The 12,550-nt window shown below is 67.4% G+C and carries 15 protein-coding genes; 9 read left to right on the forward strand and 6 right to left on the reverse strand.

The features are described 5' to 3' along the window. Positions 1–4: 4 nt before the first annotated feature. Positions 5–427 (forward strand): cupin domain-containing protein, encoded by a 423-nt coding sequence (locus tag ACT6UX_RS28385; protein WP_444778518.1) that lies wholly within the window; start codon positions 5–7, stop codon positions 425–427. On the opposite strand, the gene yddG is transcribed toward ACT6UX_RS28385, so the two are convergent. Next, entirely contained in the window at positions 424–1,305 is an 882-nt protein-coding gene (gene yddG, locus ACT6UX_RS28390; protein WP_444778519.1) for an aromatic amino acid exporter YddG, read from the reverse strand. The two genes, ACT6UX_RS28385 and yddG, sit on opposite strands and share 4 nt — an antisense overlap. Before the next feature lie 88 nt (positions 1,306–1,393). Here yddG and ACT6UX_RS28395 point away from each other — a divergent pair, with 88 nt between their 5' ends. After that, positions 1,394–2,143 (forward strand): DUF1499 domain-containing protein, encoded by a 750-nt coding sequence (locus ACT6UX_RS28395; protein WP_444778520.1) that lies wholly within the window; start codon positions 1,394–1,396, stop codon positions 2,141–2,143. 9 nt (positions 2,144–2,152) lie between these two features. On the opposite strand, the gene ACT6UX_RS28400 is transcribed toward ACT6UX_RS28395, so the two are convergent. The 4 genes from ACT6UX_RS28400 to ACT6UX_RS28415 all read right to left on the reverse strand — a co-directional run bounded on the left by ACT6UX_RS28400 (position 2,153) and on the right by ACT6UX_RS28415 (position 6,436). After that, positions 2,153–3,583, reverse strand: a complete 1,431-nt coding sequence (locus ACT6UX_RS28400; RefSeq protein ID WP_444778521.1) for a sensor histidine kinase — start codon at positions 3,581–3,583, stop codon at positions 2,153–2,155. A 9-nt stretch (positions 3,584–3,592) separates the two neighbouring features. Next, positions 3,593–5,014, reverse strand: coding sequence for a dihydrolipoyl dehydrogenase family protein (locus tag ACT6UX_RS28405; protein WP_444778522.1), 1,422 nt, complete (start codon positions 5,012–5,014; stop codon positions 3,593–3,595). Position 5,015: 1 nt separating this feature from the next. Then, positions 5,016–5,723: a TVP38/TMEM64 family protein gene (locus ACT6UX_RS28410; RefSeq protein ID WP_444778523.1), complete on the reverse strand. Its 708-nt coding sequence runs from the start codon at positions 5,721–5,723 to the stop codon at positions 5,016–5,018. 65 nt (positions 5,724–5,788) lie between these two features. Then, entirely contained in the window at positions 5,789–6,436 is a 648-nt protein-coding gene (locus tag ACT6UX_RS28415) for a glutathione S-transferase family protein (RefSeq protein WP_444778524.1), read from the reverse strand. Positions 6,437–6,551: 115 nt separating this feature from the next. On the opposite strand from ACT6UX_RS28415, the gene rpmH reads away from it, so the two are divergent. Genes rpmH through yihA form a run of 5 tightly spaced genes read left to right on the forward strand, consistent with a single transcriptional unit; the run spans position 6,552 to position 9,898 of the window. Continuing rightward, the gene (rpmH, locus tag ACT6UX_RS28420; protein ID WP_068199953.1) at positions 6,552–6,686 is read left to right on the forward strand and encodes a 50S ribosomal protein L34; all 135 of its coding nucleotides are present in this window, start codon (positions 6,552–6,554) and stop codon (positions 6,684–6,686) included. 5 nt (positions 6,687–6,691) lie between these two features. Further along, positions 6,692–7,063 (forward strand): ribonuclease P protein component, encoded by a 372-nt coding sequence (rnpA, locus tag ACT6UX_RS28425; protein WP_444778525.1) that lies wholly within the window; start codon positions 6,692–6,694, stop codon positions 7,061–7,063. A 52-nt stretch (positions 7,064–7,115) separates the two neighbouring features. After that, entirely contained in the window at positions 7,116–7,382 is a 267-nt protein-coding gene (gene yidD / locus ACT6UX_RS28430) for a membrane protein insertion efficiency factor YidD (protein WP_444778526.1), read from the forward strand. Positions 7,383–7,406: 24 nt separating this feature from the next. Then, positions 7,407–9,224, forward strand: a complete 1,818-nt coding sequence (gene yidC, locus ACT6UX_RS28435; RefSeq protein WP_444778527.1) for a membrane protein insertase YidC — start codon at positions 7,407–7,409, stop codon at positions 9,222–9,224. Beyond that, positions 9,224–9,898 (forward strand): ribosome biogenesis GTP-binding protein YihA/YsxC, encoded by a 675-nt coding sequence (gene yihA / locus ACT6UX_RS28440; RefSeq protein WP_444778528.1) that lies wholly within the window; start codon positions 9,224–9,226, stop codon positions 9,896–9,898. The genes yidC and yihA overlap by 1 nt, the downstream gene beginning before the upstream one ends. A gap of 140 nt (positions 9,899–10,038) precedes the next feature. Here the strand turns inward: yihA and ACT6UX_RS28445 are convergent, their stop codons facing one another. Then, positions 10,039–10,725, reverse strand: coding sequence for a 2OG-Fe(II) oxygenase (locus ACT6UX_RS28445; protein ID WP_444778529.1), 687 nt, complete (start codon positions 10,723–10,725; stop codon positions 10,039–10,041). Positions 10,726–10,854: 129 nt separating this feature from the next. Here ACT6UX_RS28445 and argB point away from each other — a divergent pair, with 129 nt between their 5' ends. Together argB and def are read left to right on the forward strand one after the other, a co-directional pair. After that, complete coding sequence (gene argB, locus ACT6UX_RS28450) at positions 10,855–11,769, forward strand: acetylglutamate kinase (protein ID WP_444778530.1); 915 nt, start codon at positions 10,855–10,857, stop codon at positions 11,767–11,769. 48 nt (positions 11,770–11,817) lie between these two features. Next, positions 11,818–12,396: a peptide deformylase gene (def, locus tag ACT6UX_RS28455; protein ID WP_444778531.1), complete on the forward strand. Its 579-nt coding sequence runs from the start codon at positions 11,818–11,820 to the stop codon at positions 12,394–12,396. Positions 12,397–12,550: the final 154 nt, after the last annotated feature.

Raw genomic sequence — 12,550 nt, forward strand, 5'->3', positions numbered from 1 at the left:
GATCATGACCGCCGACCAGATCATCGCCCGCCTCGGCCTGCAGCCGCATCCCGAGGGTGGGCACTACCGGGAGACGTTCCGCGCGCCGGCCGGAAAGGACGGTCGTGGCGCCAGCACCGCGATTTTCTTCCTGCTGAAGGCCGGCGAGCGTTCGCACTGGCACAGGGTCGATGCCGACGAGGTCTGGCATCACTATGACGGCGCGCCGCTCGAGCTTTCGATGAGCGACGAGGGTCGCACGGCCCGGCACCTGCGCCTCGGCCGCGACTTCGGTCTGGGCGAGACACCGCAGATCGTCGTGCCGCGCGGCGTCTGGCAGGCCGCCCGCTCGCTCGGCAACTGGACGCTGGTCGGCTGCACCGTGGCCCCGGCCTTCGACTTCGCGGGCTTCGAGCTTGCCCCGCCCGGTTGGGGGCCCGGTTCCTAACGCTTCCAGAGTTCGCGCGAGGCGAGAATGGCGCCGGCCGTGACCAGCAGGGCTGCCGCGATCAGCGTGCCGGTCGGTTCGGCCAGGCCGAAGGTCACCAGGATCGCCGTCGAGAGAATGGGCGTCGCATAGGAGATCGCCCCCAGCGCGCGGATGTCGCCGCGCTTCACCGCGTGATCCCAGAAATAGAAGGCCGATCCGGCCGGGCCGAGGCCCAGCGCCAGGACCGCGAGCCAGGCCGTGCCGGTGGCGGGCCAGACGGTGCGTTCGAAGGCGAGGTGGCAGGCGAGCGAGAGCAAAGCCGAGGCGGCGCAGAAGGCGGCGATGGCATCGGTCGGCGTTTCCCCGAAGCGGCGCGACAGGACCGAATAGATCGACCAGGCGAAGGCGCAGCCCAGCGCCAGCAGGTAGCCCAGCGCATGGCTGTCGGCGAAGTTCAGTCCGCGGCCGAAGGCCAGCAGGGCGACGCCCGCGAAGCCCAGAGCCGCGCCGGCGAGATGCGGCCAGTGCAGCCGCTCACCGGCCAGCGGCGCCGAGAGCAGCACGATGAGGAGCGGCCACAGGTAGTTTATGAGGTTGGCCTCGGCCGGCGGGGCGAGCTGGAGGGCCGCGAAGTAGAGCGCGTGGTAGCCGAACAGCCCGCCGATGCCGAGCAGCCAGACGCGTGCCGGCCAACCCACGAGGCCGGCCCAGCCGACCCCATTGGCCCGGGCGCGGACGATTCCGATGGCGGCGCCGACCGCGAACGTCATCGCCACCATCTGGAACGGCGGGATCGGTCCGGCCGACACCGAGAGAAGGGCGAGCGAACTCCACAGGCAGATCGAGATCAGGCCCGCCGCCATGGCCCGGCGGCGGACAGTGTCGGCGGTGGTCATCGGGGCCGCTTAGAGAATGAGGTGGGGATTGTCGAGCAGATGCACGGGTGTCGATTCACGGTTACGATACGATTGCAGTGGAGCCTGGATGTTCGTTAGGCCGACCAATCCCATCAGTCATCGACTGGCGCGTATCGCCTTCATCCTAGCGACCGTGGGTGCGCTGATCGTAGCCGTTTCCGGGCCGCTGCACCGCTTTCTCGGCCTCGACATAGAGGCTGCAATCGCGGTCTTCCGCTACGGATTCTATCTGACGGTGGCCGGCGTGATGCTGGGACTGGCCACCATCCTTCCCGCCCGCCCCGGCGATCATCGCCGAGGCAGCGTCGCCGCTTTCCTCGCCATCGTGATCGGCGCCGCCGGCGCCTGGGTCCCCCTGCACTGGTTTCTGCAGGCACAGCACCGGCCCGCCATCAACGACATCACGACCGACACGGCCAACCCGCCGCCGCTCGTGGCCACGGCGCAATTGCGACGCGGCGCGCCCAATCCCCCGACCTATCCGAAGGAAAGCGCCGCGCTCCAGCGCGCCGCCTTTCCCGACATCGAACCGGTCACGCTCGCGGTCCCGCCGGCGGAGGCCTTCAAGCGTGCGGAGCGCGTGGCGGCTGCCCTCAATTGGGAGATCGTGGCGCGCGTGCCGGCGGACGGCCGCCTCGAAGCCATCGCGACCAGCCCCTGGTTCGGCTTTCGCGACGACATCGTCGTCCGGATCCGCCCGCAAGGGGCCGGCAGCCGGGTCGACATCCGCTCGAAGAGCCGCATCGGCGAGGCCGATCTCGGCGGCAATGTCGAGCGCGTCCGGGCCTTCCTTGCACGGCTGAAGAGCGAAGGCTGACGGAAGCCCTCAGGCCATCGGCAGAGTGAAGCCGAAGAGCGTACCCTGCTCGTTCGAGGCGATCAGGGCGATGTCGCCGCCGTGCAGGCGCACCAGATCGCGGGCGATGGCGAGGCCGAGGCCGGTGCCGCCCTGCCGCCCGCCGGTCGTGAAGGGGCGGAAGAGTTGCCCGGTCACCGAGGCGGGGATGCCGGGTCCGTTGTCGGCAACTTCGACCAGCAGGAAGCCGCTGCTGCGCCGCGCGCGGATGGTGACGCTCGTTGCGCCGGCCTCGAAGGCGTTGCGTCCGAGATTGATGAACACCCGGTAGAGCAGGTCGCGGTCGCAGCGCGCGATGCCTCTGCTGCCGATCTCGTTCACCCAGCTGCGCAGGAGGTTGGGATCGTTCTCCTCGCCCTGCTCCTGCAGCGCCACGCCGACCTCGTCGACGAGGTCGGCGAGATCGACCTCGGCCAGCCGGGGCGACGGCTTCTCGCGGACATATTCGATGGCGTCGCTGGCGAGGCGCGCGGCGCGGTCGATCGTGTTGAGGATGGTCGGGGCGAGCGCGCGCGTCCGCTCGTCGTCGCTGCGCGCCAGCCGGTCCGACAGCAGGCGCGCGGTCGAGAGCATGTTGCGCAGGTCGTGGTTGATCTTGTTGGTCGCCGCGCCAACCTCGGCGAGGCGCGATTTCTGACGCAGCGACGCGCGCAGCTCGCGCTGCAGGATCTGGAACTCATGATCGACCACGCCGATCTCGTCGTTGCGCCGCACCGGCGCGCGCCCGGGGCCGCCCTCTTCCGGCGCCCGGCGAAAGGCGACCATCGCAGCCGAGAGGTCCTGCAGCGGGCGGACGACCAGCCAGCGCAGCGCCAGATACAGAAGCGAGGCGGTGAACAAGGCGATGATGATCGAGAGAATCACGATCCGGCTCGTGTAGCCATACATGGCCGCCCGCATCGGCCGTTCGTCGATCACGATCCAGACCATGGCGCCGGGCAGGCGAACCGACTCGCCGCCGACTCGGATGAGATGCGAGCCGTCGCGCGCCATCGCTTCCAGCGCATCCAGGATCAGGCCGAGCGCCCCGCGGTCCTTGAGGTTGAAGCCCTGCATCTCAGGCCGCGGCTCGATGTTCATCAGGGCGCGCTTGGGCTTGTTGGGCTCGAGCAGCACGACCGCCTCGACACGCGCATGGGCGAGCAGCGATCCCTTCACCTGTTCCGTCACCATATTGTCGGGCGTCGCGTCGAGGGCCAGTGCCGCCAGCGTGCCGCTCTCGATCAGCTGTTCGAGGTAGACCAGCCTGAAGCGGGCGATCGAGGGCAGGAAGATCGCCACCTCGGCCGTCATCACGGCGACGATGACGAGGCCCAGGATGCGCCACGACAGGCCGAAGGTCGCGGTCTGCCGCCGCGCGGGGCGGGCGGTCTCGGCCGGCAGGGTGACGTCGGCGCTCATCGCTTGCTTCTACCAGACCGGCCATCGCGCGAGAAACTGCACGAGGAGCCGCATGCGGGGGCCGAACAGGGTTTCGGTATAGTAACTTCCAGCCGCCCGCTTGGCGGTTTCGCCGAGTGTCGGATAGGGCGGCACGAAGCTCGCCAGGGTCGAGATCTTGAGGCGCCCGGAGAGGGCCAGGCACCAGCTCTGGATCAGCTCGCCGGCCTGCGGCCCCGCGATGCCCGCGCCCAGTACACGGCCGCGTCGGTCGGTGACGACCTTCACCAGCCCCTCGGTCTCTCGTTCGGCCTGGGCGCGATCGTTCTCGGCAAACGTCCAGCGCAGCACCCTGATGCCGTCGCCGTGCCTGGCCCGCGCGTCGCGCTCGTTGAGGCCGACCTGCGCCAGTTCGGGATCGGTATAGGTCGTCCAGGGCACGATGGAGGGATCGAGTCTTGCCGGCGCGCGGAACAGCGCACCGCGGATGAACAGCGATGCCTCGTGGCCTGCCATGTGGGTGAAGGCATAGCGGCCGTTGCAGTCGCCGATCGCCCAGACGTTGCGGTTGGACGTGCGCAGGGAATCGCCGACCGTGATGCCGCGCCTGTCGTGGGCGACGCCGGCCTTGTCGAGGTCGAGACCGTCGACCGTCGGGACGCGACCCGTCGCGATGAGGAGATGGGAGCCTTCGATCCGGCGGCCGTCCTCCAGCACCGCCGCGATGCCGCCCGCGGTGCGTTCGATCCTCGCGACCTTCATGTTCTCATGCAGCTGCACACCTTCGCGGCGCAGGCGTGCGACGACGATCGCGGCGAGTTCGGGATCGTCCTTGGCGAGGCAGGTCGATGCTTCCAGCACCGTGACCCGGGCGCCCAGCCGGCAGAAGGCCTGCGCCATCTCCAGTCCGATCGGGCCGCCGCCCAGCACCACGAGATGCGAGGGCAGAACGCGATTGGCGAAGAGCGTCTCGTTGGTGAAGTGCGGCGCGTCGGCCAGACCCGGCAGCGGCGGCAGAGAGGGTCGGGAACCGGTCGCGAGGACGATGCGCTTGCTGCGGATGCGATGGCTGCCGGCCTGCAATTCGGTGCGGCCGGTGAAACGCGCCTCCTCCTGCAGGACGCGCACGCCGAGCTTTTCGAACCGCTCGACCGAATCGTTGGGGGCGATGGCGGCGATCACGCCGGCAACGTGATCCATCACCTTGCCGAAATCGACGGCGGGTTCGACCGGGGCGATGCCGAAGATCGCCCCGTTGCGCTGCGCCTGCGCCGCCTTCGCCGCTGCGATCAATGCCTTCGAAGGGACGCAGCCGTAATTGAGGCAGTCGCCGCCCATCAGCGCGCGCTCGATCAGCACGACGTCGAGGCCGAGCTGCGCGGCGCCCGCCGCCACCACGAGCCCGGCCGAGCCGCCGCCGACGATACAGACGTCGGGGGTGAGCAGGCTCATCTCAGGAAGAGGGTTGCCGGCGGAGCCGGGAGAACAGGACCGGCAGCAGCGCCAGCGCGGCCAGTCCCAGCAGCGGTAACAGGATGTGCCATTCGAAGATGATGCCGAGATCGGGCTGCTCGCCGCGCTTCAGGACCGCCCCGAGGCCCGCCCCGACGCTCGCATAGACGATCGAGGCCGGCACGATGCCCAGCATGGTGGCGAGGACGTAACGCCTGAGCGGCATCCCGAGGAGTGCCGGGACGATGTTGACCAGCCAGAACGGGAATATCGGCACGAGCCTCAGGAAGAGGAGATAGCTGAAGTCATTGTGCCGAAACCCATCCTCGAGACGCGCCAGCATCGCGCCGGCACGGGCCCGGAAGAGGCCGCGGAATGCATAACGTGCGGCGAGGAACACGGCGATCGATCCCAGGGTCGCGGCGATTGCCGACAGGCCGGCACCCGTCCAGGTGCCGAACAGGAAACCGCCCACCGGCGTCGCGACCACGGCGACCGGCAGGGAGAAGGCGACCATGAGTGCATAGGCGAGCACGAAGGTCAGGCCGGCGAGCACACCATGCGCGGCGACCCATGCCGTCAGCGTGGCCTTGTGACGGGCCAGCATCCCGAATGAGAAATAGTGTTCGAGCCCGAACAGCAGGAAAACCGCCAGTCCCGCCAGCAGGATCGCCACTGGCAGCAGCCGGCGCAGTGTCGATTTGTTCATCTGGCCCTTCGTCTCGCCCCGCCGCGATATTGACGCGCTGACGCCGATCCTCAAAGCACATGCTGTCACGCCTGAGTGACCGGCAGGCCCGGATCCGTTGCCGTGACGCTCGGTCGTTCCCGGAATCGCTGCCACCAGGCCGACAGGCGTGGGCGTGCGGCGAGCAGGTCGGCGCCGCGCGCGGATTGGACGAAGTAGGCGACCATTGCCCCGAGATGGAGGTCGGCGAGCGACAGGCCCGGCCCCGCCAGCCAGGCGTCCGGCGCGGCGAGCGTCTCGAGCGCGTCGAGAGCCCTCGTCGCATCGTCCAGGCCCTTTTGCAGCTCTTCCCGGTCGCTGGCTCCGCCCCTGTGCGGTCGAACCACGTCGTGGACGAACACCTGGCGCACCAGCGGCCAATAGCCATAGGCGTCGACCACGGCGATGATCTGGTCCATGCGCGCGAGCTGCTTCGGGTCGGCTGGCTGAAGGGCCGGACCGGGAAAGGCGCGGTCCACGTATCGGATGATGGCGCCCGTCTCATAGAGGGCGAAGTCGTCATGGACGAGAGAAGGCACCCGGCCGAACGGGTGCAGCGCGAGATAGCCGGCCGGAACGTCAGCCGCGAACGGGTTCACGTCCACCCGATCGTAAGCCAGCCCCTTCTCCGCCAGGACCAGGCGGACGATCCGGACATAGACGCTGTAGCGGTAACCATGAAGGACGAGGGCCATGACGTATCCTAGCCCTCGTTGACTCCGAAGGGGCACGCGCTTATTACCCTCGCCCACGGAATTCGCTCCCGGTGCGCCGCGCGGGGAGCTTTGTTGTGTTTTAAGGAGTTGCGTCATGAAACGCACCTATCAACCGAGCAAGCTGGTCCGCGCCCGTCGGCACGGATTCCGGTCCCGTATGGCGACCGTCGGTGGCCGCAAGGTCATCGCCAACCGCCGCCGGTCCGGCCGCAAGCGTCTGTCGGCCTAGTCCTATTGGCTGCGGCGCGCCTCGGGCGTCTGCCGAATCGTAGCGACTTCCTGCGCGTCCAGGCCGGGCGGCGATGCGCCATGCCCGGTTTCGTGCTGCAAACGGCACCCGTGCCCGCTGAGCTCGGCGGTCCCGCGATCCGGGTCGGTTTCACCGTCAGCCGCAAGGTCGGCAATGCGGTGGTGCGCAACCGGGTCCGTCGGCGCCTGCGCGAGATCGCCCGCCAGATTATCCCCGGCTCGGCCCGGGCCGATCATGACTATGTGCTGGTGGGCCGCCAAGGCGCCATCGGCCGCGACTTTCTTGCGATGAAGGCCGAGTTGCAGGAGGCCCTTCGGCGTCTCAAGGCCCTTGCCCCGCCCCTAGCGACGCCATGACGTGCATTGGCAGCTTGCGCCGGAGCGCTTAAGTCGCCAGTTTCCGGGCCGCATGATGTCCTTGGTCCTGCGCGGCGCGATTCGCTTCTATCAACTCACGCTCGCCTACTTCTTCGTCGGTGCCTGCCGCTACGAGCCCTCATGCTCGGCTTACGCGGCCGAGGCGCTGTCGAAGCATGGCGCGCTGCGGGGAAGCTGGCTCGCCGCCCATCGCCTGTGTCGCTGCGGCCCCTGGGGGGCAGGCGGCTATGACCCCGTTCCGCCGGCCGCCGCCCGCTCGCGCGCGCCGCTTTCCTGCCACCCTGCCCGGCGCTCCTGACGCGCCACGAAAGACCGCCGACCAATGGATCAGAAGAATTTTATCGTCGCCATCGTCCTTTCGGTGCTGATCATCGTGGGCTGGCAGGTGGTGTTCCCGCCGTCCAAACAGGCGGCCAACAATGCCCAGCAGCAGGCGGCGACGCAGTCGGGCGCGCCCGTCGCCCCGGCCGGTCAGCCGGGGACTCCCGGCACGCAGCCCGGTCCGGGCGCCGCGCCGACTCAGCAGCCGGTGGTCAGCCGTGGCGAGGCCGTCGCGCTGACGCCGCGCGTCACCTTCAATACCGCCGAGCTCACCGGCTCGCTCTCGCTCAAGGGCGCGCGCATCGACGACGTGCAGCTCGTCAAATACCGCGAGACCATCGATCCCAAGAGCCCGCCGGTACCGGTCCTGTCGCCGGTCGGCAGCGAGCATCCCTACTACGCCGAGTTCGGCTGGTCCTCCTCGGACCCCGCCATCAAGGTGCCGGGTCCGGAGACGGTCTGGACGGCCGAGGCTCCGACGGTGGCGCCCGGCAAACCGGTCAGGCTCACCTGGGACAATGGCGAAGGGTTGGTGTTCGGCCTCACGGTCTCGATCGACGAGTTCTTCATGTTCGACGTGAAGCAGAGCGTCGACAACAAGACCGACAAGCCGGTGACGCTGTTCCCGTGGAGCCTCATCGTGCGCTACGGCGAGCCCAAGTTCGAGGGCATGTACATCCTCCACGAGGGTCCGTACGGCGTCTTCAACGATACGCTGAAAGAGTTCAGCTACTCCGACTTCAAGGGCAACAAACAGCAGAAGATCGCCACCACAGGCGGCTGGGTCGGCATCACCGACAAGTACTGGATGTCGGTGCTGGTGCCCGACCAGAAGTCCAAGGTCGACGTCTCGATCAAGCAGACCGGCGCCGGCGCCGATGTGAAATACCAGGTCGACTATGTCGCGAGCGGAGTCACGGTCGCTCCGGGTGCCAATGCCACGACGGATGCCAAGCTGTTCGCCGGCGCGAAGATCGTGCGGGTGATTTCCGACTATGAAAGCAAGTACGGCATCCAGAAGTTCGATCTCACGATCGACTGGGGCTGGTTCTGGTTCTTCACCAAGCCGCTGTTCTGGCTGCTCGAGTGGCTCTACGTGCATCTCGGCAATTTCGGCCTGTCGATCCTGGTGCTGACCGTGGTCGTGAAGGCCGTGTTCTTCCCGCTGGCCAACAAGTCCTATGCGGCGATGAGCAAGATGAAGCGGCTCCAGCCCGAAATGGAGAAGCTCAAGCAGCGCTACGGCGAGGACCGCCAGCGGATGAACCAGGAGCTGATGCAGCTCTATCGTCGCGAGAAGGTGAATCCCGCGGCGGGCTGCCTGCCGATCGTGGTGCAGATCCCGGTCTTCTTCGCGCTCTACAAGGTGCTCTACACCACCATCGAGATGCGCCATCAGCCGTTCTACGGCTGGATCAAGGATCTGTCCGCGCCCGATCCGCTCACGATTCTAACCGGCTTCGGGCTGTTTCCGTGGGACGTCCCGCACTTCCTGCACTTCTTCAACATCGGCATCTGGCCCATGATCATGGGCGTCACGATGTACCTGCAGCAGAAGCTGAATCCGCAGCCGACCGATCCGGTGCAGGCGCGCGTGTTCCAGTTCCTGCCCATTCTGTTCACCTTCATGCTGGCGCCCTTCGCCGCCGGCCTGGTGATCTACTGGGCGTGGAGCAACACGCTCTCGATCGCGCAGCAGTACATGATCATGCGCCGTCACGGCGCGCCGATCGGCGGCAAGGCGGTGCCTGCGACCCCGGCGCCGGCGGCTCCCTCCAATGAAAAGAAGGGCGGCAAGAGCTCCGGCAAGAAGAGCTGATGCCGGACAAGTCACCCCCCAACTCACCCGCCGCGGCCGAGGAAGGCCGTTCGCCGGAGGAGATCGAGGCGGCCCGCAAGCTGTTTGCGGGCCCCTGCGACTTCGTCTCGGGGGCCGCGTCGATCGAATCGCTGCCCGGCATCTCGCTCCCGGAAGTCGCCTTCGCCGGCCGCTCCAACGTCGGCAAGTCGAGCCTGGTGAATGCGCTCACCGGCCGGCGCACCCTGGCGCGCGTCTCGGCCAATCCCGGCCATACGCGCCAGGTCAATTTCTTCAACCTGGCCGACCGGCTGATGCTGGTCGACCTGCCGGGTTACGGTTTCGCCAAGGTCTCCCGATCGATGAAGGAGACGTGGCAGGACCTCGCCTCGGCCTATCTGCGTGGCCGTCCGACCCTGATGCGCATCTTCGTGCTGATCGACGGCCGTCACGGGGTGAAGGAGAGCGACCGCGAGACGATGCGCAACCTCGACAGCGCCGCCGTCTCCTACCAGCTTCTCCTCACCAAGACCGATTATCTGCGCGCCTCAGACGTGGCCGCTGCCGTGAAGGCCGCCGAGGCCGTGGCCCGCAAGCACGGTGCCGCCCATCCCGAGGTCCTGCCGACGAGCAGCGAAACCGGGTTCGGTATTCCCGAGCTGCGCGCCGAGATCGTCGCCGTCGCGCAGGTTTAGAATCTCCGTCGTCTCGACCGAAGCCTCGCGTAGCGAGGCGTAGCGGAGAGACCTTGCCTCTACGATTTGCCGGCTTTTGGTGGAGAAAAGGTCTCTCCACTCCGCGCTCCGCGCTGCGGTCGAGACGACGGGATCTACATTTAAGCCGCGTCGTGGAAGATCAGCCCGAGCGTGAAACGCTCGCCCTCGCGCAGGCTCGAGACGCCGTGGCGCAGGGCGGTCCGGTGCCATCCGCGCACGCCCTTCGCCGGTCGCTCGTTCACGGCGAAGATCGCGGCGTCCCCCTGCTCCAGCGGCACGACCTCACCGCGTGACTGCATGCGGGCGCGCTGCTCGACCAGCATGAATTCGCCGCCGGTGAAGTCGAGGCCTGGGGCGCTCAGCAGCACCACGACCTGCAGCGGAAAGACCATCTCGCCGTAGAGGTCGCGATGCAGGCAGTTGTAATCGCCCGGCCCGTAGCGCAGCAGGAGCGGCGTCGGCCGCGTCTGGCCGGCCTCATGGCATTCGCGTAGCCAGTCCTTCAGGTCGGCCGGGAAACGCCGGGGCCGTCCCAGCCGTTCGTTCCACTGGTTGGCCACTTTTGCCAGTTCAGGGTACAGCGCCTGGCGCAGCCGCTCGACGGGCGGGGGCAGGTCATAGGCGAAATACTGGTACTCGCCCTGCCCGTAGCCGTGGCGCTGCATGACGATGTGTTTGCGGAACCGCGCCTGTTCGGACCACAGCGCCGCGAGCGCACGGCATTCCTCGGGGCCGATCAGGTTGCGCGTCACGGTGAAGCCGCGATCGGTCAGGATTTCGCTGTCGAGGGAGTGGGAAGCTGCCATGCGGACATCCTGACGCGGCAGGGCCGGTTCTTCTATCCGGGAGCCGCCTAATATATTATGCGCCTCCGCGAATTGCTCGGCCCTCTCCCGACCCGGAGAGGGCTTTCGTTCAACTGGGGATGCTGTGAAATGGCCGAGCCTGTTCAACCCGACAAGGAGCAGAAGCGGCTCATCCGCATGGCGGAGACCATCTCCAAGGCGCTGCCGTACATGCGCCGGCACAACGACGCCACCTTCGTCGTGAAATATGGCGGCCATGCCATGACCGACCCGAAGCTCGGCGATCTGGTCGCCCGCGACATCGTGCTGATGAAGCAGGTCGGCATGAACCCGATCGTGGTCCATGGCGGCGGACCCCAGATCAACAAGATGCTGGAGCGGGTGGGCATCAAGAGCACGTTCGTGAACGGGCTGCGCGTCACCGACGCCGCGACCATGGAGATCGTCGAGATGGTCCTGGCCGGCTCGATCAACAAGGCGATCGTGGCCGATATCAACGAGTGCGGCGGCATCGCCGTCGGCATCTGCGGCAAGGACGGCAACCTGATCCTGGCCAAGAAGATGACGGAAACGCGCGATCCCAAGACTGGCGAGCTGCTCAAGGTCGACCTGAAGCAGGTGGGCGAGCCCGCCAAGATCAACGTGATGGTTCTGGAGCAGCTGCGCCGCGCCGACGTGATCCCGGTGGTCGCCCCGATCGGGTTCGGTGTCGACGACGAGCTGACCTACAACATCAATGCCGACACCTCGGCCGGCGCCATCGCCGGCGCGATGAAGGCCAAGCGCCTGCTGTTCCTGACCGACGTCCCGGGCGTCCTCGACAAGGACGGCAAGGTGATCCCCGACATGACGATCGAGCAGGCGCGCGCCCTGATCGCCGACGGCACGATCTCCGGCGGCATGATCCCCAAGGTCGAGAACTGCATCGATGCCGTGAACTCCGGCGTCGAAGCCGCCGTCATCATGGACGGTCGGGTGCCGCACTGCCTTCTGCTCGAGGTCTTCACGGAAGCGGGCGTCGGCACCATGGTTCGCCGGACCTGATCCGAACGCGACCTTGAAAAGCCCCGTTTCTCTGCATATTTAGGCCCGATGGCTCTCCTGCCCATCCTGACCGCGCCCGATCTGCGCCTGAAGAAGAAGTCCCTGCCCGTCGACACGGTCGACGCCGGCGTGCGCCAGCTCATGGATGACATGCTGGAGACGATGTACGACGCGCCGGGCATTGGTCTCGCCGCGCCGCAGGTCGGCGTCCTGAAGCGCGTCGTCGTGCTCGACATCGACCGGGAAGACACCAAGACCGGCGGCCCGCTCTTCATGGCCAACCCGGAGATCGTCGAGGCGTCGGACGAGGACGTCTCCTACGAGGAAGGCTGCCTCTCGGTGCCGGACCATTATTCCGACGTGGTCCGTCCGGCCAAGGTCACGGTCCGCTACCTCGACCGCGACGGCAAACAACAGGACCTCGCCTGCGACGGCCTGCTCGCGACCTGCGTCCAGCACGAGATCGACCATCTCGACGGCGTGCTGTTCATCGACCACATCTCGGCGCTCAAGCGAAACATGATCCTGCGCAAGCTCCTCAAGGCCCGCAAGGAACAGGAACGCGACGCGGCCGAAGGCCGGCCGGCGAAAGCCCACCCGAAGGAAGACCCCGAGCACGTGATTTAGGCGACTTGAGGTCGGGTCTGCTCTGTCGAAGAATCCGAGCCTAGAGGCCTTCCGTTTTACATTGACCCAGCACCTCATCCTGAGGAGCGCCGAGAAGCGGCGCGTCTCGAAGGATGGGCCACAGGCAAGGTGCGCGTTCCCACCCTTCGAGACG

Origin of the sequence: Reyranella sp. (assembly GCF_052439685.1) — a bacterium.
Taxonomy (GTDB): Bacteria; Pseudomonadota; Alphaproteobacteria; order Reyranellales; family Reyranellaceae; genus Reyranella.